Origin of the sequence: Paracoccus amoyensis (genome assembly GCF_014490725.1) — a bacterium.
GTDB classification, from domain to species: domain Bacteria; phylum Pseudomonadota; class Alphaproteobacteria; order Rhodobacterales; family Rhodobacteraceae; genus Paracoccus; species Paracoccus amoyensis.
Genome location: NZ_JACOQL010000003.1, coordinates 351,641 through 374,985 on the forward strand (window position 1 = coordinate 351,641; position 23,345 = coordinate 374,985).

21 protein-coding genes, 4 tRNA genes and 1 pseudogene are annotated in these 23,345 nt (G+C 59.2%); 10 read left to right on the forward strand and 16 right to left on the reverse strand.

The annotated features are described in order from the left end of the window. Positions 1-43 precede the first annotated feature (43 nt). Positions 44-139 (forward strand) — tRNA-Sec (locus H4P12_RS10760). Between the two features lie 16 nt (positions 140-155). Further along, positions 156-560, forward strand: coding sequence for a hypothetical protein (locus H4P12_RS10765; RefSeq protein ID WP_187793680.1), 405 nt, complete (start codon positions 156-158; stop codon positions 558-560). Here H4P12_RS10765 and H4P12_RS10770 read toward each other — a convergent pair. Continuing rightward, complete coding sequence (locus H4P12_RS10770) at positions 557-976, reverse strand: hypothetical protein (RefSeq protein WP_187793681.1); 420 nt, start codon at positions 974-976, stop codon at positions 557-559. The two genes, H4P12_RS10765 and H4P12_RS10770, sit on opposite strands and share 4 nt — an antisense overlap. A gap of 185 nt (positions 977-1,161) precedes the next feature. Between H4P12_RS10770 and tig the strand changes: the two genes are divergently transcribed. The 3 genes from tig (at position 1,162) to H4P12_RS10785 (ending at position 3,145) form a co-directional block, all read left to right on the forward strand. Further along, a complete protein-coding gene (gene tig / locus H4P12_RS10775) occupies positions 1,162-2,496 on the forward strand; it encodes a trigger factor (protein ID WP_187793682.1) in 1,335 nt (444 codons plus the stop codon). A 109-nt stretch (positions 2,497-2,605) separates the two neighbouring features. Next, positions 2,606-3,028 carry a DUF1489 family protein gene (locus tag H4P12_RS10780; protein WP_187793683.1) on the forward strand — a complete coding sequence of 141 codons (423 nt, stop codon included), beginning with the start codon at positions 2,606-2,608 and terminating at the stop codon, positions 3,026-3,028. Between the two features lie 43 nt (positions 3,029-3,071). After that, a tRNA-Gly gene (locus H4P12_RS10785) sits at positions 3,072-3,145 on the forward strand. 430 nt (positions 3,146-3,575) lie between these two features. Here H4P12_RS10785 and H4P12_RS10790 read toward each other — a convergent pair. The 4 genes and pseudogenes from H4P12_RS10790 to H4P12_RS10805 form a co-directional block, all read right to left on the reverse strand. After that, positions 3,576-4,310 (reverse strand): class I adenylate-forming enzyme family protein, encoded by a 735-nt coding sequence (locus H4P12_RS10790; protein ID WP_187793684.1) that lies wholly within the window; start codon positions 4,308-4,310, stop codon positions 3,576-3,578. Positions 4,311-4,325: 15 nt separating this feature from the next. After that, entirely contained in the window at positions 4,326-5,522 is a 1,197-nt protein-coding gene (locus tag H4P12_RS10795) for an acyl-CoA dehydrogenase family protein (protein ID WP_187793685.1), read from the reverse strand. 12 nt (positions 5,523-5,534) lie between these two features. Continuing rightward, positions 5,535-6,709: pseudogene (locus tag H4P12_RS10800) on the reverse strand (acetyl-CoA C-acyltransferase). Then, positions 6,706-6,936: a hypothetical protein gene (locus tag H4P12_RS10805; RefSeq protein WP_187793686.1), complete on the reverse strand. Its 231-nt coding sequence runs from the start codon at positions 6,934-6,936 to the stop codon at positions 6,706-6,708. The pseudogene H4P12_RS10800 and the gene H4P12_RS10805 overlap by 4 nt, the downstream one beginning before the upstream one ends. On the opposite strand from H4P12_RS10805, the gene H4P12_RS10810 reads away from it, so the two are divergent. Continuing rightward, complete coding sequence (locus H4P12_RS10810) at positions 6,927-7,181, forward strand: hypothetical protein (protein WP_187793687.1); 255 nt, start codon at positions 6,927-6,929, stop codon at positions 7,179-7,181. The genes H4P12_RS10805 and H4P12_RS10810 overlap by 10 nt on opposite strands. A gap of 369 nt (positions 7,182-7,550) precedes the next feature. Here the strand turns inward: H4P12_RS10810 and H4P12_RS10815 are convergent, their stop codons facing one another. From H4P12_RS10815 to H4P12_RS10830, 4 genes are all read right to left on the reverse strand, one after another. Continuing rightward, positions 7,551-8,261 carry a GIY-YIG nuclease family protein gene (locus tag H4P12_RS10815; protein ID WP_187793688.1) on the reverse strand — a complete coding sequence of 237 codons (711 nt, stop codon included), beginning with the start codon at positions 8,259-8,261 and terminating at the stop codon, positions 7,551-7,553. 212 nt (positions 8,262-8,473) lie between these two features. Beyond that, positions 8,474-8,550: transfer RNA gene (locus H4P12_RS10820), tRNA-Arg, on the reverse strand. Then, on the reverse strand, positions 8,528-9,370 hold the full coding sequence (locus tag H4P12_RS10825; RefSeq protein ID WP_187793689.1) for a MipA/OmpV family protein: 843 nt from the start codon (positions 9,368-9,370) through the stop codon (positions 8,528-8,530). Before H4P12_RS10825 ends, H4P12_RS10820 begins: the two co-directional genes overlap by 23 nt. 108 nt (positions 9,371-9,478) lie before the next feature. Further along, positions 9,479-11,341 carry an ABC-F family ATP-binding cassette domain-containing protein gene (locus H4P12_RS10830; protein ID WP_187793987.1) on the reverse strand — a complete coding sequence of 621 codons (1,863 nt, stop codon included), beginning with the start codon at positions 11,339-11,341 and terminating at the stop codon, positions 9,479-9,481. 101 nt (positions 11,342-11,442) lie between these two features. On the opposite strand from H4P12_RS10830, the gene H4P12_RS10835 reads away from it, so the two are divergent. Next, a complete protein-coding gene (locus H4P12_RS10835) occupies positions 11,443-12,639 on the forward strand; it encodes a winged helix-turn-helix domain-containing protein (protein WP_187793690.1) in 1,197 nt (398 codons plus the stop codon). Positions 12,640-12,709: 70 nt separating this feature from the next. Further along, positions 12,710-13,042: a hypothetical protein gene (locus H4P12_RS10840; protein ID WP_187793691.1), complete on the forward strand. Its 333-nt coding sequence runs from the start codon at positions 12,710-12,712 to the stop codon at positions 13,040-13,042. A gap of 174 nt (positions 13,043-13,216) precedes the next feature. Here H4P12_RS10840 and H4P12_RS10845 read toward each other — a convergent pair whose 3' ends face one another. The 5 genes from H4P12_RS10845 to H4P12_RS10865 form a co-directional block, all read right to left on the reverse strand. Next, on the reverse strand, positions 13,217-16,831 hold the full coding sequence (locus H4P12_RS10845; RefSeq protein WP_187793692.1) for a vitamin B12-dependent ribonucleotide reductase: 3,615 nt from the start codon (positions 16,829-16,831) through the stop codon (positions 13,217-13,219). A gap of 440 nt (positions 16,832-17,271) precedes the next feature. After that, positions 17,272-17,811 carry a 5-formyltetrahydrofolate cyclo-ligase gene (locus H4P12_RS10850; RefSeq protein ID WP_343069808.1) on the reverse strand — a complete coding sequence of 180 codons (540 nt, stop codon included), beginning with the start codon at positions 17,809-17,811 and terminating at the stop codon, positions 17,272-17,274. Continuing rightward, complete coding sequence (gene mgtE, locus H4P12_RS10855) at positions 17,808-19,217, reverse strand: magnesium transporter (RefSeq protein ID WP_187793693.1); 1,410 nt, start codon at positions 19,215-19,217, stop codon at positions 17,808-17,810. Before mgtE ends, H4P12_RS10850 begins: the two co-directional genes overlap by 4 nt. A 50-nt stretch (positions 19,218-19,267) precedes the next feature. Next, positions 19,268-20,053 carry a histidinol-phosphatase gene (gene hisN, locus H4P12_RS10860; RefSeq protein ID WP_187793694.1) on the reverse strand — a complete coding sequence of 262 codons (786 nt, stop codon included), beginning with the start codon at positions 20,051-20,053 and terminating at the stop codon, positions 19,268-19,270. Between the two features lie 176 nt (positions 20,054-20,229). Further along, complete coding sequence (locus H4P12_RS10865; protein WP_187793695.1) at positions 20,230-20,589, reverse strand: helix-turn-helix domain-containing protein; 360 nt, start codon at positions 20,587-20,589, stop codon at positions 20,230-20,232. A gap of 275 nt (positions 20,590-20,864) precedes the next feature. Here H4P12_RS10865 and H4P12_RS10870 point away from each other — a divergent pair, with 275 nt between their 5' ends. Together H4P12_RS10870 and H4P12_RS10875 are read left to right on the forward strand one after the other, a co-directional pair. Then, positions 20,865-21,737, forward strand: coding sequence for an NADPH:quinone oxidoreductase family protein (locus H4P12_RS10870; protein ID WP_246449234.1), 873 nt, complete (start codon positions 20,865-20,867; stop codon positions 21,735-21,737). 106 nt (positions 21,738-21,843) lie between these two features. Further along, complete coding sequence (locus H4P12_RS10875; protein WP_187793697.1) at positions 21,844-22,587, forward strand: Bax inhibitor-1/YccA family protein; 744 nt, start codon at positions 21,844-21,846, stop codon at positions 22,585-22,587. A gap of 63 nt (positions 22,588-22,650) precedes the next feature. Here the strand turns inward: H4P12_RS10875 and H4P12_RS10880 are convergent. Further along, a tRNA-Arg gene (locus tag H4P12_RS10880) sits at positions 22,651-22,727 on the reverse strand. Positions 22,728-22,781: 54 nt separating this feature from the next. Then, positions 22,782-23,273, reverse strand: a complete 492-nt coding sequence (locus tag H4P12_RS10885) for a GNAT family N-acetyltransferase (RefSeq protein ID WP_187793698.1) — start codon at positions 23,271-23,273, stop codon at positions 22,782-22,784. Positions 23,274-23,345: the final 72 nt, after the last annotated feature.

A 23,345-nucleotide genomic window follows, 5' to 3' on the forward strand; every position in this document is an offset into this window, starting at 1 on the left:
GCGTCGCATCAATCCGCATCGCGTCGACCTGTTCGGCGCATCCGGAAGGGAATCGTCCCCGGTGGGGCGGCCAGACTTCAAATCTGGTTGGGGCAGCGAGCCTGTCCCGGGTGGGTTCGACTCCCATTCCCTTCCGCCAATCTCCGGGGACCGCGATGGTTGAGACTGATTTCGACGAATGGCTGCACGCCACATATACCGAAACGCAGGGCTTCACGTTGCTGATGGTTTTGGTCCGCGCTGCTGAGGGACGCATCGACCTGCTGCGCTCGGCCTATCTGCATGTGATTGGCGATGATCTTGGCTGGCAGGACATGCGCCACCACCTTGACGGTTCGGGCACCGCCTGGAATGCAGTGGTGATGTTCCGCGCCGGTCGCGAAGGACTGGTCGCGGATGCTATTGCAAAAGATCGGCTGGATGCCCTGATGCGTACCATGAATGGCGACCGAACTCTGATCCGGGACGGCGAATTCTATAACCGCGATGGATTGAATTTGCGATTGGACGATGCCGAACCGCAGCCCGCCGTCTTAAATCAGCCCCCTATTTTAAATTAGCAGTTCGGCGTTTCCTGCACAGGCTCTGGCCGGCCCGCCAAATCCAGACCTCGCGCTGTCGGCGCATGCCAGGTTTTGGATGCGGGCGTAGCCCCTTGCGGCGTAGTGCCGATCTGCGAACCGCCCAGGCCACCGGTAAAGCCGGTCGTGCCCGAGTTACCGGGCGCCGTCGCATCCGAACCGGGCTGCGGTGCCGTCGCTGGCAGCGCCTGACTGCTCGCCCCCGCACAGTCGGCTTTTGCGTCGTTTTGCACGGGTGCGGCGGGCTGTGCCGCGGGCTGCTGTTGCAAATCCTGTGCGGCACGGGGCTGGTTCATATTCGTCGTATTGCTTTGCGCCGCCGCAACCCCGGACATCGCCAACAGGGCGATGGCCGCGATCTGGACCGGTCTGAAAGTCAGCTTGCGTATGGTCATCGTGACCCCATTCATCTGTGCACGTGGAAAGGTAAACCGAAACGCCCGGATCGCCGTTACAGTTCCCCTTTCCCCCGGCCCCGCTGCAATCTGCTTGCAGAGCATCGCCACGACGACTAGAAGGGCTGGAATTTTGAGGCCGCCCATGGGGGGCCCTTCATGCATACGAGCTTACGAGGACGATAATGCAGGTTACGGAAACCCAGAAAGAAGGCCTGAAGCGTGGCTACAAATTCACCCTGCCCGCCGCCGATCTGGCGGCCACGGTTGAAGCCAAGCTGAAAGAGGCGCAGCCCGAGGTCGAGATGAAGGGCTTCCGCAAGGGCAAAGTCCCGATGGCCATGATGAAAAAGCAGTTTGGCCCACGTGTTCTGGGCGATGCCATGCAGGATGCCATCGATGGTGCGCTGCGCAAGCATCTGGAAGAATCGGGCGACCGCCCCGCGATCCAGCCGAAAGTCGAGATGGAAAACGGCGAGAACTGGAAAGAAGGCGACGATGTTGTCGTCAATGTTTCCTATGAAAACCTGCCGGCTATTCCGGACGTCGACATGGGCAAGCTGAAGCTTGAGCGCCTGAAGGTTCCGGCCGAAGACAAAGCCGTTGATGAAGCCTTGGAAAATCTGGCCAAATCGGCACAGAACTTCGAAGACCGTCGCAAAGGCAGCAAAGCCAAAGACGGCGATCAGGTTGTGATCGACTTCAAGGGTTTCGTCGATGGCGAAGCTTTCGAGGGTGGCGAAGCGCAGGATTATCCGCTGGTTCTGGGCTCCAACAGCTTTATCCCTGGCTTTGAAGATCAGCTGGTCGGTGCGAAAGCCGAAGATGACGTCAAGGTCGAAGTCAAATTCCCCGAGGAATATGGCGCCGCGCATCTGGCAGGCAAAGACGCGACCTTTGAAGTAAAGGTCAAAGCCGTCAAAGCCCCGAAGCCTGCTGAAGTCGATGACGAGCTGGCAAAGAAATTCGGCTCGGACGATCTGGCTGCGCTGAAAAAGCAGATCGCTGACCGTCTGGAAGCGGAATATGCCGGTGCGGCCCGCGCCGTGCTGAAGCGTTCGTTGCTGGATCAACTGGACGATCAGGTCAAATTCGACCTGCCGGAATCGTTGGTCGAAGCAGAGGCCGCTCAGATCGCGCATCAGCTGTGGCACGAAGAGCACCCGGAAGAACACGGCCACAACCACGACACCATCGAGCCGACCGATGAGCACAAGAAACTGGCCGAGCGTCGCGTTCGTCTGGGTCTGCTGCTGGCCGAAATCGGTCAGAAAGCCGAAGTGAACGTCACCGATCAGGAAATGACGCAGGCCGTTATGCAGGCCGCCCGTCAATATCCGGGCCAAGAGCGCGCCTTCTTTGAATTCGTGCAGCAGAACCCGCAGGTGCAGCAGCAGCTTCGCGCCCCGATCTTTGAAGACAAGGTTGTTGACCACATCGCCGAGCAGGCGAAAGTCAAAGACAAAAACGTTACCAAAGAAGAGCTTGAAAAAGCCATCGAAGCTCTGGATGAGCTTTGATCCGTCCTTGACGGGTGAACTTGGGGCCGCACCATCTGGTGCGGCCTTTTTCATTTTTGTTGCGGCCTGATGACTGGCACCGGCGCAGGTGACGCCCTATTTTGAAACCATGACACCGACACTCCACCTCATGAAGCTTTGCGTTGGCGCAGAAGGCATCGACGATCTTCGGCATTGGCAGCAGATGCGCTATGGCGACGGTCCGGCGATGCATGTGACGCGCATGTGGCCAAAACGCGAAACAGAGCTGTTGCAGGGCGGCTCGTTGTATTGGGTGTTCAAGGGGGTCATGCTGGCCCGCCAACGCCTTCTCCGTTTGGAAGAACGGGTAGGTGACGACGGCATTCGCCGCTGCGCGCTGATCCTTGACCGCGAAATTGTGCAGGTCAGCGCCGTTCCGCGCCGCCCCTTCCAAGGCTGGCGCTATCTGGCGGCCAAGGATGCCCCGCCGGATCTGCCGAAGGGGCGCGAAGCCGAAGAAGCCCTCCCCCCTGCCATGGCCGCCGCTTTGGCCGATATGGGTTTGATGTGAGCGTCTTGACGACAGCGCAGCCATAAGATACCCGAAACCCGTCGCGGGTGTAGCTCAATGGTAGAGCAGCAGCTTCCCAAGCTGAATACGAGGGTTCGATTCCCTTCACCCGCTCCACTTTCCGATCGATCCCTTGCATATCTGCCGCTGGTTGGGCCTGTGACACAGCCGCGCCATCGGCAACCGAAACGGCGTATCAACGATCGGAAGAGTGAGAGAGTTTGCCCTGCCCCCCAAGCAAGCAGTCAGTGCTGTCTGCAGTTACGCCAAGCAAATCACGCTACAGCTATGGCGACAGGCATGAATGCGTGTCAGCAATCGAATTCTTGGCAAGGTCAGGCTTTCTCACCGCTGGCGTCGGATGAAAAATCTGTGCAACCATTTGATTTTTTTCAATAACCGAACCTGTCCCTTCTTGCCGTGCGTGGTTGCAAAGGGAAGTGGCGTCAGCCGGGTGAGCCGACGCAAAACTTTCCGCTCCTGTTCCCTAATTCCGCACCGAAATCATCATGCTTCAGACTCCGTGAGACATGGCGGGCGAAGGCCACTACCCCTCGTCCCCAAACCCCAACTCGTCGCGAAAGGTTTCAATCAGTTTCTGCTTCAATATTTTCCCGTTGGGTGAAGTCGGAAGTGCGCTTGTCACCACGATCCGCGTGGGGCGCTTATAGGCCGACAAGCGGGCGGTAGCATGGTCGCGCAACTCGTGTTCACTGATGTTCGCGGCTTGATCGGTCTGGCAAAAGGCAAGAACTTCCTCATTCCCGCCGTCGATTTTGCGGCCGATCACAGCGGTCTGGATCACATGAGGATGGTCGTTCAGTGCCGCCTCGACCTCGGGCGGATAGACGTTGAAGCCGCCACGAATAATCAGTTCACGCGCCCTTCCGGCCACATGCAGGTTCCCGTCCGCATCGATCCGGCCCAGATCGCCGGTGCACAGAAAACCTTCGGCGTCGAAGGCGTCGGCGGTGGCCTTTGGGTTGCGGAAATAGCCGGGAACGACATGCGGGCCACGGGTCTGAATCTCACCCACGCCATCGGGGCCGACATTGCGCAGAACCACACTGTCCAGCAGCGGCGTGACTGCAGCCTCGCGCCCCAAGGTGCGAAAGACCATCAGAATATCGGCACCGGTGCCGCCAAAGCCGCCCGCATCTTCACTGATCAATGCGGCACCGGTGCCCAGTTCGAAAATGGCAGCTGCATCGGAATCGCGTTGCAATGTCCGGGCGATGCTTTCACCCAGCATCATCTGTTCTTCGGTGAAGCCGAAATCCATCACGCGATCCCTTTCTTACAGACCCAACAGGGATTTCGCGATGATCCCCCGCTGGATTTCGTTCGAGCCGCCATAGATCGACAGCTTGCGGTTGTTCAGAAAGGCGCGTGTCGCACCGCTGGCTTCGGCCGGGCCGGGTGGCAGGTCATCGTTCGCCCCCTCCAGCGCCTCTGACGGAAAGGCCAAGGCCCATGGCCCCACGGCGCGGCGGGTCAGATCGTTGATGGCCTGCCTGATCTGCGTCCCCTTCAGCTTCAACATCGAGCTTTCGGCACCCGGCACCTGCCCCGCTTCCGCCTGCGCCAACATGCGCAGATTGGTCGTGGCCATGGCCATCAGGTCAATCTCGACCCGCGCGACCTGCGCCGCAAACAGGGGGTTTTGCAGCAAGGGCTTGCCGCCCGATATCTGGCTGCCTGCAATCCGTTTCAGCGCCGCCAGACCAGCGGTTGCAAAGCCCACGCCCGCGATATTGGTGCGTTCATGGGTCAGCAGATATTTGGCATAGGTCCAGCCTTTGTTCTCCTCGCCCACCAGATTTTCGACGGGAACGCGGACATCGTCGAAAAAGACTTCGTTCACCTCGGGGTTGCCATCCAACAAGACGATGGGCCGCACGGTAATGCCGGGCGAGGTCAGGTCGATCAGCAAAAAGCTGATGCCTTCCTGCGCTTTGGCCGCCGGATCGGTCCGCACCAGACAGAAGATCCAGTTGGCGTGCTGACCAAGCGTCGTCCAGGTTTTCTGCCCGTTCACGATATAATCATCGCCGTCACGTATCGCCGTCGTCTTCACGGATGCCAGATCCGACCCCGAACCCGGTTCGGAGTAGCCCTGACACCACCAGTCCTGACCATTCAGGATACGCGGCAGGATACGGTCCTGCTGGGCCTTGCTGCCGAATGTCTGCAATACCGGCCCCAGCATGGCGATGCCAAAGGGCAGAACGCGCGGCGCATGGGCCAATGCACTTTCTTCTTCGAAGATATGGCGCTGGATCGCGGTCCAGCCAGCACCTCCAAAATCCTTCGGCCAGTTTCCGGCAAGCCAGCCCCGTTCGTTCAGGATCGCGTGCCATTCTTCCATTTCGGACTTGGTCAGTTCCTGAAACAGCCGAACCTTTTCGGACAGGCGTGATGGCAGGCGGTCTTTCAGGAACTGCCGGACCTCGGCGCGGAAGTCCTGATCCTCGGATGAAAAGCTCATGTCCATATGGCGTATCCCTTAGAAAATTTCGATCAGGCCGGCGGCACCCTGGCCGCCGCCGATGCACATCGTGACAACGCCCCATTTGACCTGACGTCGGCGCCCTTCCAGCAGGATATGGCCCGTCATGCGGGTACCGGTCATGCCAAAGGGGTGGCCGATCGCAATCGATCCGCCGTTGACGTTGTATTTTTCTGGATCGATCCCCAGCCGGTCGCGACAATAAAGCGCCTGACTGGCAAAGGCCTCGTTCAGTTCCCACAGGTCGATGTCGTCCACCATAAGACCTGCCCGTTCCAACAGGCGCGGCACAGCAAAGACAGGGCCGATGCCCATTTCGTCAGGTTCGCAACCGGCCACGGCAAAGCCGCGAAATGCGCCCAACGGGGTCAGTCCCTGACGCGCGGCTTCGTCGCCATTCATCACCACCAGCGCGGCTGCACCATCCGACAGCTGCGAAGCGTTACCGGCGGTGATGAACTTGTCGGCGCCCTTGACCGGCTTCAAAGCCGCCAGCGCCTCCAACGTCGTCGAGGGGCGGTTGCATTCATCGCGCTCCAGGGTGATCTCTTCCTGCCGAACCTCGCCGCTGGCTTTGTCAGTGACGGCCTGCGTCACCGTGATCGGCACGATTTCATCGGCGAAGAGCCCCGCTTGCTGGGCTGCGGCGATGCGCTGCTGGGACCGCAGGGCATATTCGTCCTGCGCCGCGCGCGAGATCCCGTAACGAGCGGCGACATTGTCAGCAGTGTCGATCATCGGCAGATACAGATCGGGTCGATGCGCCTCGATCCATGCCTCGCGCGAGAGGCGAGGAGTCGGTTGGACCAAGCTGATCGATTCGACACCCCCACCAGAATGGCGCGCGCATCTTCCTGCCGGACCATATGCGCCGCCATCGCCACAGCTTGCAGCCCCGAGGCGCAGAAGCGGTTGACGGTCGCCCCGGCCACGCTGATCGGCAGGCCCGCGCGGATCGCAATCTGGCGGGCAATATTGCCGCCGGTGACATATTCAGGATAGCCGCAGCCCCAGATGCTGTCTTCGATCAGGGCCGGGTCGATGCCTGCGCGGGCAACAGCAACAGCGCTGACATGGCCGCCCATCGTCGCACCATGGGTCAGATTCAGGCTGCCCCGAACGGCTTTGCCGATGCCCGTACGGGCGGTTGAAACGATAACGGCGTCGGTCATTGCGCGCCCTTTGCGGTGTCCACATCGGCCAATTTCCCGCCATCCGCCGCCAAATGTGCCAGCAGCGGCGAGATCTGCCAGAAATAGGGGTCATCTTTGGCATAATGCGCAATGGCGCCCGCGATCTGATCCAGCCCCTGCACGTCAGTCCAGTGCATCGGCCCCCCTTTCCAGCGCGGAAAGCCATAGCCATGCAGCAAAACCACGTCGATGTCGGATGCCCGCATGGTCGGCGCAGGATGGATTGAGCGTGACCCCGCCGCCCCCTAAGCAGTATGCGCGGGCGAAGCTTGATACCGTATGGGACGTTCGGAAAGAGCTTGCGAAGCTCTACCGCGAAGCGCACCGCAACGACATTGACGTCGGCGATGCAAGCCGCTTGGCGAAGATCCTTGTGATGATGGCGCGGATCATGGCGGACAGTGAGTTTGAAGTGCGCATCGAAGCCTTGGAACAGCGGGGACGGCACTGATAGGACGTATCGGACTTACCGCACGGATTGCCAAGGTTGAGGCGAGGCAGGCGAGGGAGCGCATGGCGAACCGAGTCGTGTTCGTGGGCCCGGCGACGTTCGAAGCCAAGGGTTCCCCATATGGGGCAGGGTTATGGTGGTGGCAGACTACGGCACCAACGACGAATGGGAAGCCGCTTTGGTGGCGCAGCAACGCGCCTTGCTCGCCGCAGCGTGAGGCTAGGCTGCGCCCATGTGATGAGATTGGCCGGGGGCGTTGTGGTTGGCACTGCCTCGCCCCGGCTTTTAGGCAGGGCCGCCTTGCTTCGGGAACGGTCCCGCCGCTTCCTTGCCCGCCAGCCCGCAAAGCTGGCGGGTCTTTTCATGGCGTCATTGGAACTTGCGCTTCTTGAAGGCCGCAATGTCTGCCGCTGTCAGCTTGAACCATTCGCCATTTGCCCGGCGACCATCGAAGCGACGATGCCAGTAAGCTTCAATACCGGACGGATCGTCGGTTCGGATTGTGTGGAACAGTTCGGCCTTGTCGGGCAGGGCGATAGTGATTTGTTTGAAGCGCCGTTCCGCGTCGTCGCTACGGCCGATCTTGTAGTAGTCGCCGGACTTAATGAGATACACGAAACCCTCGACCGGCTTCGATAGCGGACGCGGCGCAGACGGCGACGAAGTAGCCGCAGGAAGCATTGCCGCAACGTCGTCGTATCCGTCGCGGTTGGCAGTCCATTCTCGCAACGCGGTTATCATGTCGTCTTTGGCCGGATAGTGCTTGGCGAGCGTGCTATGCGTCGGAAGTTCCGGGTCAAGCTGCCTATACATTCGAAGTTCGATAAGTGTCGGCTCGCGTTTGAAATGCCGGAAGGCTTCGGCAACCTTCCCCAAAAGGAAATCGCTATCCGTCTTGGCCTGCTTCGTATTCGCCGAAAGCCCGGCTTCAATCAAAGCATCGCCCCAACGCGCCCAAAACCGGCCGCGCCATTGATGTACGGATATACCAGTTTCACGTTCGAAGGTTCGTCGCCCCGGCGCTTTCCCGCCATTCGCCGAAGCTACTCGCCGAATCTCTTGAAGGATGAAGTCCCGCATTCAGATAATGTAGACAGCCTTCCTATCAGACGAAACAGCAATTCGGCTGTTCATATCCGTATGATAGCAGCCACCAAACGCGAGCGCAAAGCCCCGATCCTACCGTCTGACATAGGAAGCCTGCGGGCACGGTTAGGCTTCGCTACGCCGACCCATAACCTACCCGCTGGCGATAGGGTCCGGGCAATCTGCCGCCAATCCCTTGATTTTATTGGCGCACCCGAGAGGATTCGAACCTCTGGCCTCTGCCTTCGGAGGGCAGCGCTCTATCCAGCTGAGCTACGGGTGCCTTGGCGACTGCATAGCGGCCCTGATCGGGCTGCGCAACGCCGAAATCGCGGCTGACAGGGCAAAGGCCCCGACAGATCAGAAGTCGAATGAGAATGTACGGACGATGCCCAGACGCAGGGTCGGTTGATATTCGTCTTGCACGACTGGCGAGTCGCCGAATCGCCGATCAGCTTGGCATATTCGACTTCGCCCAACAATGAGACTTTGTCGGTCAGCGCGTAGCGCATTTCGAACGCGATGGCGGCCGTGTTGAAACCGCTGCCGGGTGTATAAACGCCACGACCAGGGCGGGCTTCATCAGCGGTCACACCAAAATAGGTGTTGTTGTAATCGCTGCTGCCGTAACCCAAAGCGACACTGGACCACAGAGAGATGCGGTCGCTCAGATCCGTGCGGTAACGTGCGCCAACTTCGCCGACGACACCTTCGTGCCCGTCAAAACCACGACGAACAGCGCCGAACGCACGGAGCGGACCTGAACCATAGCTGACGCCCAGACCAACCTCGTATGCGCGGTCAATATCGCTCATGCCGGCCAAATCATCGTAATCCGAGGAATCGCGTTCACCCACCATGTTGAACGAAGGTGAAATGGCGAAACCGTCACGATCCTTGCTGCCGGGTTCACCGAAACCTGCGTTGCGCCAGATCAGCCAAGGGCTGGTGTCCGCTTCGTCCGAGCCGGGAAATTCCGGGCCGATGCTGGCACCGGCGCCCAGATCCACCGAAAAGGTCCGACCGGTGAAGCCAAAATCCTGCGCCGATGCACCAGTGGCGGCGGTTGCGGCAACAAGGGCGAAGGCCAGAGCGAGTTTCATGGGGCAAATCCAGTCGGAGGGCAGTTACATTTTGTCCTTAGGGCCGAATCGAGCGCACATACAAGCGATGACCCCACCCTAGCATCAATCAGAAGGATAGCGGCGCATTTACGCAACAGCCCCGCGCTTTTCGGCTTCCTCCAGGGTCTGAACAGCCTGTTCCCACAGATCTTCGGCGCGGGCCATCGCACCAACCGCTTCAGCATGCTTGCGTCCCCATTTCTGGGCTTCGACCGGGTTTTGGTAAATTTCGGGATCAGCCAGCTTACGATCCAGCTTTTTCAGCATGTCGGCCAGCTTTTCGATACGCTCTTCGGCCTTGCGCACCTCACTGCGCATGGCCTGCATTTCGTCACGACTGGCGCGGCGAGGGGGTTTGGGCGCCGCTTCGACCTTGGGCTTTGGCGGCTCATCCCCAGCCAGCAGGAACCGGCGGTAATCGTCCAGATCGCCTTCATAATTGGAAACCGCGCCATCTTTGACCAACCACAAACGATCCGCGACCAGCCCCAACAGGTGCATATCGTGCGTGACCAGCACGACCGCGCCGGTATAATCGTTCAGCGCCTCGGACAGCGCCTCGCGGCTTTCGATATCAAGGTGGTTGGTCGGTTCGTCAAGCACCAGCAGATGCGGGGCATCGATGGTGGCGATCAGCAGCGACAAGCGGGCCTTTTGGCCGCCCGAAAGCTGGCCGACCTTGGTTTCGGCCTGCGCCTCCATCAGGCCAAAGCCTGCCAGACGCGCACGCAAACGCGCAGGCCCCTCGTCCGGCCGCAAGCGGCGAATATGTTCCAGCGGCGTTTCGTTCAGGGACAGTTCGTCCACCTGATGCTGTGCGAAATATCCGACGCGCAGTTTCGATGAACGAATGACGCTACCTTCCATCGCTGTCAGGCGTTCCGACAGCAGTTTCGACAGCGTCGATTTCCCCTGCCCGTTCCGGCCCAACAGCGCGATCCGGTCGTCCTGATCGATCCGCAGGCTTAGCTTGCGCAGCACCGCGCGGTCGCCATAACCGACAGCCACACCTTCCATCGCGATGATCGGCGGCGAAAGCTCTTCGGGCTGCGGAAAGGTGAAGCGGTGAAACTTTGCTTCCTCTGGTGCCGTGATCGGCTGCATCTTTTCCAGCATCTTCACTCGTGCCTGCGCCTGACGGGCCTTGCTGGCCTTGGCACGGAAACGGTCGACAAAACTCTGCAAATGATCGCGGCGAAGCTGCTGCTTCTTGGCTTCAGCCGCCTGCAGGGCGCGTTTTTCCGCCCGGATGCGGGTAAAGCTGTCATAACCGCCGGTATACAATGTCAGCTTGCGGTTTTCCAAATGCAGGATGTGACCAACCGCGCGGTTCAGCAGATCGCGGTCGTGGCTGATGATGATGACCGTATGCGGATAGCGGGCCAGATAGGTTTCCAGCCAAAGCGCACCTTCAAGATCCAGATAGTTGGTCGGTTCGTCCAGCAACAGCAGATCCGGCTGGGAAAACAGCACCCCGGCCAACGCGACACGCATCCGCCAGCCGCCCGAATAATCGCTGGTCGGACGCGCCTGATCGGCCGTGGAAAAGCCAAGCCCGTCCAGGATCGAGGCCGCCCGCGCCTCGGCCGACCATGCATCGATATCTGTCAACCGGGTCTGGATTTCCGCAATACGATGTGCGTCCGTGGCACTGTCGGCTTCGGCCAGCAGGGCGGCGCGTTCCTTGTCCTCGGCCAGCACGGTATTCAGCACGGACACCCCCGTGCCCGGAGCTTCCTGCGCCACGCCACCGATCCGCGCCCGCGACGGCAGGCTGATTTCGCCGCCGTCCAGTGCAAGCTCTCCCCTGATCAGGCGGAACAGGGTCGTCTTGCCCGCACCGTTGGGGCCGACAAGGCCGATCTTGTGGCCGTCCGGTATCGTGGCAGAGGCACCCTCGAACAAAGGGCGGCCCTGAATGGAATAGGATATGTCATCAATGCGCAGCATCCGTGCCGCATGGCGCATGATGCGCGGGGCGTCAATGGGGTGGTTGATGCGACGGGCCAAATCGGCAAGGCTGAAAGGGTTCTTTTGCAGGCAAAAAGCGAATGCCCATATATTCCCTGAACAATCAGGACGCCCGCCAGCTGTTCCTAGACCGGCATCTGTTGCTGCGCCCCGTGGCCGGCAGCGGCAAAGGTGCTGATCTGACAGGCGTGCTGACCGATCTTGGCTTTGTGCAGGTGGACAGTGTGAACACGCTGGCCCGGTCCCACGATCTGATCCTGTGGTCACGACGCAATCAATACCGCCACCGCGCATTGGAACTGGCTATCGCCCGCGACCGCACGGGGTTTGAACACTGGACCCATGATGCCGCCGTCATTCCGATGCAATTCTATCCGATGTGGCGGCTGAAATTTCAGCGGGATGAGGCACATATGCGCCGCCGCTGGCCCGCTTGGCGGCGGGAAGGCTGGAACGCCGAGGTTGATACCGTCCTGCGCCATATCAATGACAACGGTGCGACCTGCTCGCTGGATGTCGGCCCGGAAGAAAAACGGACATCCGGCGGGTGGTGGGACTGGCATCCGTCCAAGACCGCACTGGAATTCCTGTGGCGATCCGGGCAACTGGCGATCTGTCACCGGCAGGGCTTTCGCAAATTCTATGACCTGAGCGAACGCGTCATCCCGTCAGATCATTTTGCGCAGCGACTGGACGATGCGCTGGTGATTGACTGGGCCATGATGGCCGCGATGAACCGCCTTGGCTTTGCCACAAGCGGCGAATTGACCGCGTTCTTTGACATCGTGACGGTGGAAGAGGCAAAGGCATGGTGTGCCCGCGCCAGGCAGGACGGGCGGATTGTCGAGGTTGATGTCCAGCTTGCGGACGGATCATTCAGGCGCAGCTATTCAACGCCAGAATTGCTGGATCAGGTCGCCGCATTGCCAGCGCCCTCGAACCGGGTGCGCCTGCTGTCGCCTTTCGATCCCGCTTTGCGCGACCGCGGCCGGGCCGAGCGGCTATTCGGTTTCCGCTATCGCATCGAAATTTTTGTGCCCGCGCCCAAACGACAATATGGTTATTACGTCTTTCCCGTGATGCAGGGCAACAGGCTGATTGGCCGCGTTGACGCCAAGCGGCAGGGTGACACGCTGATGGTCACCGCCTTCTGGCCCGAAGCCGGCATCGCCTTGGGCAAAGCCAGATCTGCCGCCCTGCACACAGAATTCGAGCGATTGTTGCCCTTCGCCAAGCTGTCGGAAATCCAGTATGCCGCCGACTGGCTGCGCGGTTGACCGCCAAATCCCTTCCAACGTCCACGTTTCGGTGTATCATCGGCACCGATAATCTGGACGGAGATACGCCATGCCTGCTTTCCGCGCCGTGGCCCTTCTGGGTGTTTTGCTTCTGACCGCATGCGCGCCCCCGCCAAGCCCCGAGCCAGCATCGCTGCGCTTCATCGGAACGTGGCGCTGCGATATGACAACGATGGTCTTTACACGCAACAGCTATTCCCCCTCGCCCGACGAAGCCGGGATGCCCATCAGGCAAATCGAAACGCGCGGCGATGAAACCACCATGACCTTTGATAACAACTATCAGATCACCGTAAAGATGAACGGCACGGATCAGATGTCATGGCTGTCTGGCGCTACGGGCGATGCACAACAGTGCACCCGCATTGCAGGGGCGACATGACCAAGCGCCCATAAAAATGCCCCCCGCAACGCTGCCACGCTGCGAGGGGCGGTAGTCAGGCTGCGCGCCTCTTGCCGGGCGACTGGCTGCTGCGATAGGGGCGCGGGCATAGGGGGCGCCCGCGGCCATCGGCCTGACGAAAACTTGGGGTCCGGATGACCGGCCGTGCGTGAATCAGCTACATCCGCTGGTGCCGCCGCAGGTGTTGCACTTCATGCAGGTGCCGTTACGAACCAGCGTGTAATTGCCGCATTCGCCGCAGGGATCGCCCTCATACCCCTGCATCCGGGCTTTGGTCCGGGCATCCATCCCGGTGGCAACCGTCGCCTGACTGACGCCGGCAGCAACCGCTGCGCCTGACACGCCACCTTGCAAAACCATCAGTTCCTGCGGCAAACGCTTCCGCAGATAACCCGCGCTGCTGATCTGCTTCAGCATGGTCAGGGAACGTAACTCGGTCTGCTCGGCCACGGGCGCGACATTCTGGCTTTCCGCCTCGCCGCCGCCCAGATCGTCAAAGCTGGTTCCGGCAGGTTTCACATGCGCCAGATCGGTGCGATCCAGATAGCTGACGGCCAGTTCGCGGAAGACATAGTCAAGGATCGAGGTTGCGTTCTTGATGCTGTCATTGCCCTGCACCATTCCCGCGGGTTCAAAGCGGGTGAAGGTAAAGGCGTCCACGAATTCCTCCAGCGGGACGCCATATTGCAGTCCCACCGATACCGCGATGGCGAAGTTGTTCATCATCGCGCGGAAGCCTGCACCTTCCTTGTGCATGTCGATAAAGATTTCGCCCAAGGCCCCGTCGTCATATTCGCCGGTCCGCAGATAGACCTTGTGCCCGCCGACGATGGCTTTCTGGGTATAGCCCTTTCGCCGCTGCGGCAGCTTTTCGCGATGGCTGCGAACGGCCTCTTTAATGATGATTTTCTCTACGATTTTCTCGGCGATGACGGCAACTTTTTCCTGCGCGTTGCCCGTGGCCAGAATATTTTCGGCTTCCTCATCATCTTCGACCAGCGCGGCGGCCAGGGGCTGCGACAGTTTCGATCCGTCGCGATACAGCGCATTCGCCTTGATCCCCAGGGACCACGACAGCTCATATGCGGCCAGCGCATCTTCGATGGTCGCGCTGTTGGGCATGTTGATCGTCTTGCTGATCGCACCCGAAATGAACGACTGGGCCGCGGCCATCATGCGAATATGGCTTTCTACCGACAGATAGCGCTTGCCGGTCTTGCCACAGGCATTGGCGCAATCGAACACCGGCAAATCCCGCTGTTTCAGAAAGGGCGCGCCTTCCAGCGTCATCGTGCCGCACACATGATCGTTGGACGCGTCGATCTGCGCCTTGGTGAAGCCAAGGTGACGCAGCAGATCAAAGGTCGGATCGTTGAGCTTGTCGGCCGGAATGCCCAACGTGCCTTTGCAGAACTCCTCGCCCAGGGTCCACTGGTTGAAGACAAAGCGAATATCGAAGGCCGACGCTAAAGCGGCTTCGATCTTTTCAATCTCACGCGGACCAAAGCCATGACCGGCCAAGGCCGTGTGATTGATACCGGCGCAATTGCCCAGCGTGCCGTGACCGACGGCATATGCGATGATCTCTTCAATCTGGGCCGAGGGATAGCCAAGCGCCGCCAGCGCTGCAGGAACCGACTGGTTGATGATCTTGAAGTAGCCTCCGCCGGCCAGTTTCTTGAACTTTACCAGCGCGAAATCCGGCTCGATCCCGGTGGTGTCGCAATCCATCACCAGACCGATGGTGCCGGTCGGCGCGATCACGGTCGACTGCGCATTGCGGAAACCGTAGTCCTCGCCCAGTGTCAGTGCGCGGTCCCATGCCTGACGTGCGATGGCGACCAAACGCGGATCGGGGCAGTTGTCGTCGTCCAGCGCGACCGGGGAAACGTTCACGCCGTGATAGGCATCCGTGCCATGGGCCGCCGCGCGATGATTGCGGATCACCCGCAGCATGTGATCGGCGTTCTTTTTGTAACCGGGGAACGGCCCCAGTTCCGACGCCATCTCGGCCGAAGTCGCATAAGCAACGCCGGTCATGATTGCCGTCAGCACACCGCACAGGGCGCGACCTGCGTCACTGTCATAACCAAGGCCCATATTCATCAGCAGCCCGCCGATATTTGCATAGCCAAGGCCCAGCGTGCGGAAATCATAACTGCGCTGCGCGATTTCCTTGCTTGGGAACTGCGCCATCAGCACACTGATTTCCAGCGTAACCGTCCACAGCCGCGCCGCGTGGACATAGGCATCCGCATCGAATTGCGTGCCGGTCCAGAAGGTCAGCAGGTTCATCGAGGCAAGGTTGCAGGCGGTATCGTCCAGGAACATGTATTCGCTGCACGGATTGCTACCCCGGATCGCGCCGTCCTCGGGGCAGGTATGCCAGGCGTTCACCGTATCATGAAACTGGATCCCCGGATCAGCGCAGGCCCATGCGGCATGACCGATCTGATCCCACAGATCGCGGGCGGAAATGGTTTTCGCCACCCCGCCATCGGTGCGGCGCAAAAGCTCCCACGGGTGGTCCCGACGCACGGCATCAAGGAACGCATCCGTCACCCGGACCGAGTTATTCGAGTTCTGGCCGGATACACTGCTATAGGCTTCACTGTCCCAATCCGTGTCATAGGTCGGAAATTCGATGCTTTCGAACCCCTGCCGCGCATATTGCAGCACACGGTTGATGTAGGTTTCCGGGATCATGGCGCGTTTCGCACCACGGATTGCGGTCTTCAGACCGTCATTCGCCGCCGGATCGGTTGCGTCGTCGATGCTGCCATCCCATTCCCGGATCGCTGCAAAAATCTCATTCAGCTTGCGCTCATGCGCCTTCGAGCCCGCGACAAGGCTGGCGACTTTCTGTTCTTCGATGACCTTCCAGTTGATGAACGCCTCGATGTCAGGGTGATCCATATCGCAAATCACCATCTTGGCCGCGCGGCGCGTCGTGCCACCCGACTTGATCGCCCCTGCCGCGCGATCGCCGATCTTCAGAAAGCCCATCAGGCCGCTGGACTTGCCGCCGCCCGACAACCGCTCACCTTCGGCACGCAGGCTGGAAAAATTGGTGCCGGTGCCGCTGCCATATTTGAACAGACGCGCTTCACGAACCCACAGGTCCATGATCCCGCCTTCCTTCACCAGATCGTCGCTGACCGACTGAATGAAACAGGCATGCGGCTGCGGGTGTTCATAGGCGCTGTCGGATTGAACCAGTTTGCCGGTTTTGTAATCGACATAGAAATGCCCCTGCCCCGGGCCGTCGATGCCATAGGCCCAGTGCAACCCCGTGTTGAACCATTGCGGGCTGTTCGGCGCAGCCATCTGGCGGGCCAGCATGTAGCGCATTTCGTCAAAATAAGCGCGGGCGTCTTCTTCTTTGGAAAAATACCCGCCTTTCCAACCCCAATAGGTCCACGCCCCGGCCAGCCGGTCAAAAACCTGCTGTGCGCTGGTTTCACCGACATAGCGTTCGTTCTTGGGCAGCTTGGCCAATGCATCCTTGTCAGGGACGCTGCGCCATAAAAATTCCGGCACACCCTTTTCCTTGACCCGCTTCAGCGCGGCGGGAACGCCTGCTTTACGAAAATACTTTTGGGCGATCACATCACTGGCGACCTGGCTCCAACCCTGCGGAATTTGGATATCGTCGTTGCGAAAGACGATGGTGCCGTCGGGATTTCGAATTTCGCTGGTCGTCGTGGTAAAGGCGATATCGCCATATGCCCCGGATTTTGCCGTCGTAAAGCGCCGTTCGATCTTCATCCCCGCATGCCCCTTTGCATTCTGTCCCGCTGGCGCAGCCGGGTCCGGCCGCCCCGGCGGCACGCGGAGCAGCAGACAGTCGAACCGCCTGAGGGTTTATCTTGTTATCCGATCCGGGACCGATGTGGTTTCGGTGGCAGCCGTTACCATATCTGGTATTGCCCCGTCTGTGCGCTACAAACTGGCGGTATTACGTATAGCTTTCAACAAGTTTTTTGCGCGTTGTCCCATCTGTTTTCGATTGACACAGATCTATGCCGCAGTGCCGCAGATTCGTTCACAGAGGATTGCCACCAACAGTATACAGATGCAGGAGATTAAAATTTCTTTATTGAATATCAATTCACTAAACATGAGTTATAAAAACTTACCCACAGGGTTATCCCAAACGCTCCACAGGGCTACTCACAGCTGATGCGAAATCGCCACAGCGGTCAGTTTCAACGGCTTGGCCGAATAAGCTCCTTATCCGTCACCACTATATCCAGTGGCTGATCATATGGCTCTGCGGGGATAGCTGACAGTTCTTGTGCTGCGAATGCGAGACCGATTGCCACGGCAACGCCCTGATCTCTCAGCACTTGCAGGGTGCGATCATAGAAGCCTCCGCCATAGCCCAAGCGATTCCCCTGACGGTCGAAGCCCGCCAACGGAACGATCAGCACCGAGGGAATCAGGATCGCAGCCGAATCGGCGGGATGAGCGGTTCCATAGGCCCCCGACACCAGATCATCATCATCCCATGCCCTGAAAATCAGCGGCTGCGCCTTACCGGTCACCACCGGCAGGCAGATCGGCCCGTTATGCGCCGCCAAGGCATCGCGGGGGTCGGCCTCGCCGCGCATCGGCCAATAACCGGCGACGATCTCTCCGCGAAACGGGACAAGCGCGCTGATCAGCCGAGTGGTCAACGCGGCCTGATCGCCACCAAGACGACGGGCGGCCAGCGCGCTTGCCCGCAATGCGACCTTGTCCGTCACAGCAGAACCAGAGTGGCCAACCCAAGAAAGGCGAAGAAACCGACGATATCGGTCAGCGTGGTGACAAAGGTTCCCGAGGCCAGTGCCGGGTCAATCCCCAGTCGGTTCAGGGTCAACGGCACCAGAATGCCGCCAAGCGCCGCGACCAGCAGATTGATCACCATGGCCAGCAGAATGACGATCCCCAGCAGGGGATTTCCAAACCAGAAAAAGGTGACAGCCCCAATGACGGCGCCGAATAGGATGCCGTTTAGCAGCCCGACCGCCGCCTCTCGCCGAATCACCCGCAGCGAATTGCCGGAGGTCAGATCCTTGGTGGCCAGACCGCGCACCGCCACGGTCAGGGTTTGCGTGCCGGCATTTCCGCCCATCGAGGCAACGATGGGCATCAGCACCGCCAGTGCAACCAACCCCTGAATCGCATCTTCGAACAATGCAATGACCGAAGCCGCCGCCAGCGCGGTCAGGATATTGGTCCCCAGCCACGGAACACGCTGCTTGAGGGTCTGTCCCACCGTATCGGTCAGGCTGGATTCGTCGCCGACCCCCGCAAGGCGCAGAATGTCCTCTTCATGTTCTTCATCGAGAACCGCCATGGCGTCGTCGATGGTAATCACGCCGACCAGCCGATCATCGCGGTCCACGACGGGCGCTGATATCAGGTGATACTGGTTGAAGATATAGGCAACGTCGCCTTCATCCGCATAGGCGCTGATGGTTCGGAAGCTGTCTTCCTCCAGCTCTTTCAACGGGGTTGCGCGTTTCGCGGCCAGCAGACGGCCCAAAGTCACATAACCAATCGGATGACGGCGTGGATCAACCAGAACGACATGGTAGAATTGTTCCGGCAGCCATTCCTCATTTCGCAGGAAATCAAGGGTTTCACCCACGGTCCAATGTTCCGGTGCGGTCACGACCTCGGACTGCATCAAACGGCCGGCCGAATGTTCGGGATAGGCCAGGGATTGCTGAACCGCCGCGCGGTCGCCGGCATCCAGAGCAGACAGGATTTCCTCTCGCTCTGGCTCATCCATATCCTCGATCAGGTCAACGACGTCGTCGCTGTCCATTTCGCGCACGGCCTCGGCCAGCACGTCACGGGGCAGCATCTCGACGATCTGATCGCGAATCCCTTCGTCAATCTCTGAGAGGATTTCGCCGTCGATTTCGCCACCATAGAGCGTGACAAAGACGCGGCGTTCACCGGGGTCCAGATTTTCGATGATGTCGGCAATATCAGCCGCGTGCATCGGCGCCAAAAGCTCATTCAGCTTTTGTGCGTCTTCAGCCTCGATCGCCTGATCAATCTGCTGAAGCAATTCGGGGCGTGGAAGATAATCATCCTCGTCACGCTCGACCGGCTTTTCGGCGGATTGATCTTCAGGGGTCGGGCTGTTTTCAGTCATGGGCTGGCTCCTGGATTGCCGGGCAAAAATAGATACGCTGACACAAAACCCTAGCCGCGCAACAGTTCCAACGCGGCACGATGAAGTTCGGGTGTCGCGGCGGCGATCACCTGTCCGCCGTTGATAGCAGTTTCCCCTTGCCAGTTGGTAACAATACCACCAGCAGCCTGCACAACGGCCATAGGACCGGCGATGTCATAGGATTGCAAGCCAGCCTCGATCACCAGATCAATCTGCCCAAGCGCCAAAAGCGCATAGGCGTAACAATCAAGACCATAACGGGTCAGGCGAACCTGTTCGGCAATCCGGCGAAAGGCAGCGCCCTCCTCTGCCGTGCCCACCTCGGGGAAGGTTGTCATCAGCGTCGCCCGGGACAGATCGACACCCGTGCGGACACAGAGCTGATGTTCGCCCTTTGCCGAAACCAGACGCGACAGTCCCAATCCACCTTCAAACCGCTCGCCGATATAGGGCTGATCAATGATCCCGTAGCGGATTTGTTCGCCATCGCTAAGGCCGATCAACACGCCCCAGCTGGGTGCACCGCAGATAAAAGCGCGCGTGCCGTCAATCGGATCAAGAATCCAGGTCAGGCCGCTGCTACCCTTCTGCGTGCCGTATTCTTCGCCGAAGATGCCGTCCTGCGGCCGGCGTCGGGCCAGAACCTCGCGCATGGCACGCTCTGCAGCCCGATCAGCCTCGGTCACGGGGTCGAAATCGGCGGGGCGTTTATTGTCAGCCGTCAGGCCGGCCCTGCGGAAGAACGGCAGGATGGCGCGGCCTGCGGCATCGGCCATCTCATGCGCTGTGTCGATGATTGATTGCGCGTCCTGCATCGCCGCCTCCCTAGATAAGCCTTGAAAGCAGACCTACCCCGAACAAAAAAAGGCTGCCAGTGGCAGCCTTCAGGATTTACACAGAATGAACAGATCACTCGTCAAAACTTTGTAACATCGTCAAGTCTTTACATACCCACCAGTTCGCGGGTCACGTAATCCTGTTGGATTATTGGTCAAGCTGCGTCTGACAGAACGCGCGCGAGTTCGAAAATCTGGCGGCGCTGTGCGGCAGGCATCGCATAATAGGCCCGAACCAGCTGCAGCGCTTCTTTATCTGCCAGGATATCGCCCTCGACCGAGGATGCGGTCTCACCCTCATGCAGCCCTTCAAAGAAAAAGCTGACGGGAACATCGACCGCCTGTGCTATATCCCACAGACGCGACGCCGAGACCCGGTTCATGCCGGTTTCATATTTTTGGATCTGCTGGAATTTGATCCCGACTTTATCAGCCAATTGCTGTTGGGTCATTCCGATCATCCACCGACGATGGCGGATTCGCTTACCAACATGAACATCTACACCGTGTTTCATCGTTAAACCTCACTCAATCTATACTGGCAGTAGCTTAACTGATCTCAATTTTCGAGTGTCAACATTATGAACCTACATGTTTTTGACCAAAAAGACAGGTATTGATATGCGTGACCTGCAAAAAATCACGTTGAAGCCAGCAAAGGGATGCCGTTTTGGACAAAAAATCCGACCATGGGCAAGGGGACCAAATTCGAATCGCAATGGTTGAAGCACTGGATCATGATCCAGTCATCCGTCTTGCATCTGCCCCAAATCAAAATTCAACAGAAGTTTTGGTAAAAATTCATGCCTCTGCGTTGAATTTCGCGGATATTTTGAAGGTTCAGGGTCGCTATCAGGAACGCGCGGAACCGCCCTATGTGCCCGGACTTGAAGGGGCAGGCGAAGTCATTGCCGCACCTGCGGAATCAGGCCTGACCGTCGGCGACCGAGTGGCTGTTTATGCCGCGGGTACCTTTTCGGACATAATTTCAGTCCCGGTTGAAGCCTGCCTGCGCATCCCAGACAGCATGTCATTTGAACAAGCGGCGGGTTTTCAGATCGCTTACGGGACAAGTCACCTCGCCTTAGACGTGCGTGCCGGACTGAAAACCGGCGAGACCTTGGTGGTCCTGGGCGCTGCGGGCGGTGTCGGATTGACGGCAGTGGAAATTGGGCACGCGATGGGCGCGCGGGTGATTGGCTTGGCACGGGGCCAGGATCGGCTTGATGTCGTTCGGGCCGCGGGTGCCGATCTTGTGATAGACAGCGCCGAATGCACCGATTTGAAAGCGGCGCTCCGCGACGCGGGCGGTGTGGATGTGGTATATGATGCGGTCGGCGACGCGGCGGGGGAAGCCGCGTTCCGTGCGCTGCGAACGGGTGGGCGTTATCTGGTGATTGGCTTCGCCGGCGGCAGGCCCCCCGTGCTGCCACTGAACCATGCGCTGGTAAAAAACATCGCGATTCATGGATTGTATTGGGGCGGCTATACCACGCTTGATCCGCAAGTCCTGCGAGCCAGCCTGCTACAACTTTTCGCCATGTTCGAGGCAGGCCAGCTGTCGCCCGTGAATGGTCAGGTTCTGCCCTTCGAGCAGATAGAACGGGCATTCGCCTTGCTGCGCAGCCGGAAATCAGTCGGAAAGATCGTCCTGACCATGTAACATGTGCGCAATTGCCGCGCATCTGGCATTGATTTGAGCTATAATAATGCCAATATCTTACTCGAAATAAGTCGGGGCAGGCCCGACCACCTTTAGGGAGACATTGATGGCCGATTACAACACTTACCGTACCGCGCAGAGCGTCGGCACCCGCTCGGCGGTGGTCGATGAAGGTCTGCGGGCCTACATGAACAAGGTTTATGGGCTGATGGCGGTCGGCATGGGTGTAACCGCCGCTGCCGCCTACGGAGCCAGCGTCGCAGCCGTGTCCGACGGACAACTGACCGCATTTGGCGCCGCGATCTACACGTCGCCCCTGAAATGGGTGATCATGTTCGCACCTCTGCTGGTCGTGTTCGCCTTTGGTGCTGCTGTCAGCCGCTTGTCGGTCCAAGGCGCGACCTTGGTGTTCTACGGCTTTGCTGCTTTGATGGGTCTGTCGATCAGTTCAATTTTTCTGGTCTACAGTAACGTTTCCATTGTCCAGACCTTCCTTGTGACGGCGATTGCCTTCGCGGGTCTTTCCCTGTGGGGCTATACCACCAAGAAGGATATCTCTGGCTGGGGCAGCTTCCTGATCATGGGTGTGATCGGTCTGATCGTCGCCTCAATCGTGAATATCTTCCTGCAATCGTCGGCGATGCAGTTTGCAATCTCGATCCTGGGCGTGCTGATCTTTGCAGGTCTGACCGCCTATGACACTCAGAACATCAAGAACACCTACCTGCGGCTTGCAGGTTCTGATCAGGACTTTCTTGGCAAGACCGCCATCATGGGCGCGCTGCAACTGTATCTGGATTTCCTGAACCTGTTCATGTTCCTGTTGCAGTTCATGGGTAACCGCGAATAATTCAAGCGGATCAGAAAAAAGACAAAAGCCGGGCAATTGCCCGGCTTTTGTCTTTTGGAATGGTGGCGATCCCGGAAGGGCTCGAACCCTCAACCTGCCGATTAGAAGTCGGCTGCTCTATCCAGTTGAGCTACGGGACCACGATTGCCGTCTTTTGCGTGATCGGGCGACCTAGTGCAAGGGATTGATCGTGCCTACAGCTCCAGCGTCATGAAGACACTGTTCGGATCTGCGCGATAGTCGCCAAAGGGCGGGCATTCGGCAAAGCCAAATGCGGTGTAAAGTGCACGGGCTGCAACAAATGTCGGCTGCACGCCCGTTTCCAACGAAAGACGCTGCAAACCTGTTTGTCGTGCATAAGCGATCAGACCGTTCAGCAGCCGCCGCGAAAGCCCGCGACCGCGCTGTTCGGCAAGGATGTGCATCGACTTCAATTCGCCATGCGTCCGGGTCAATCGCTTTATGGCGCCCATGCCAACCGGCACTCCCTCTGCCCGCATGACAAAGAAATCTATGCTGGGCGAGATCAAGGCCTCTCGTGGCAGCATATGGATCGATTCCGCCGGCGTATCCGCATGCATGTCAGCCGTGTGACGCGCAAACAACAGGCCGATATCTTCGGCAAGCGGCGTTTCAAGAGCCAGAACGATCTGCGTTCCATCCGGGCTGGCGGCACCCCGGTTCATATGTTTTTCAGCAATCTCATAAGCCATCGAAGCTGAGTCCTCTGCATAAGGTCCATGCGGCTATTGGCAGCA

Excerpts from the sequence above, each read along its gene's own strand:
- H4P12_RS10765 (WP_187793680.1), top strand. The coding sequence starts at position 156 with ATGGTTGAGACTGATTTCGACGAATGGCTGCACGCCACATATACCGAA.
- H4P12_RS10770 (WP_187793681.1), bottom strand. The coding sequence starts at position 976 with ATGACCATACGCAAGCTGACTTTCAGACCGGTCCAGATCGCGGCCATC.
- tig (WP_187793682.1), top strand. The coding sequence starts at position 1,162 with ATGCAGGTTACGGAAACCCAGAAAGAAGGCCTGAAGCGTGGCTACAAA.
- H4P12_RS10780 (WP_187793683.1), top strand. The coding sequence starts at position 2,606 with ATGACACCGACACTCCACCTCATGAAGCTTTGCGTTGGCGCAGAAGGC.
- H4P12_RS10790 (WP_187793684.1), bottom strand. The coding sequence starts at position 4,310 with ATGGATTTCGGCTTCACCGAAGAACAGATGATGCTGGGTGAAAGCATC.
- H4P12_RS10795 (WP_187793685.1), bottom strand. The coding sequence starts at position 5,522 with ATGGACATGAGCTTTTCATCCGAGGATCAGGACTTCCGCGCCGAGGTC.
- H4P12_RS10810 (WP_187793687.1), top strand. The coding sequence starts at position 6,927 with ATGCCCGCATGGTCGGCGCAGGATGGATTGAGCGTGACCCCGCCGCCC.
- H4P12_RS10805 (WP_187793686.1), bottom strand. The coding sequence starts at position 6,936 with ATGCGGGCATCCGACATCGACGTGGTTTTGCTGCATGGCTATGGCTTT.
- H4P12_RS10815 (WP_187793688.1), bottom strand. The coding sequence starts at position 8,261 with ATGCGGGACTTCATCCTTCAAGAGATTCGGCGAGTAGCTTCGGCGAAT.
- H4P12_RS10825 (WP_187793689.1), bottom strand. The coding sequence starts at position 9,370 with ATGAAACTCGCTCTGGCCTTCGCCCTTGTTGCCGCAACCGCCGCCACT.
- H4P12_RS10830 (WP_187793987.1), bottom strand. The coding sequence starts at position 11,341 with ATGCTGCGCATTGATGACATATCCTATTCCATTCAGGGCCGCCCTTTG.
- H4P12_RS10835 (WP_187793690.1), top strand. The coding sequence starts at position 11,443 with ATGCCCATATATTCCCTGAACAATCAGGACGCCCGCCAGCTGTTCCTA.
- H4P12_RS10840 (WP_187793691.1), top strand. The coding sequence starts at position 12,710 with ATGCCTGCTTTCCGCGCCGTGGCCCTTCTGGGTGTTTTGCTTCTGACC.
- H4P12_RS10845 (WP_187793692.1), bottom strand. The coding sequence starts at position 16,831 with ATGAAGATCGAACGGCGCTTTACGACGGCAAAATCCGGGGCATATGGC.
- mgtE (WP_187793693.1), bottom strand. The coding sequence starts at position 19,217 with ATGACTGAAAACAGCCCGACCCCTGAAGATCAATCCGCCGAAAAGCCG.
- hisN (WP_187793694.1), bottom strand. The coding sequence starts at position 20,053 with ATGCAGGACGCGCAATCAATCATCGACACAGCGCATGAGATGGCCGAT.
- H4P12_RS10865 (WP_187793695.1), bottom strand. The coding sequence starts at position 20,589 with ATGAAACACGGTGTAGATGTTCATGTTGGTAAGCGAATCCGCCATCGT.
- H4P12_RS10875 (WP_187793697.1), top strand. The coding sequence starts at position 21,844 with ATGGCCGATTACAACACTTACCGTACCGCGCAGAGCGTCGGCACCCGC.
- H4P12_RS10885 (WP_187793698.1), bottom strand. The coding sequence starts at position 23,273 with ATGAACCGGGGTGCCGCCAGCCCGGATGGAACGCAGATCGTTCTGGCT.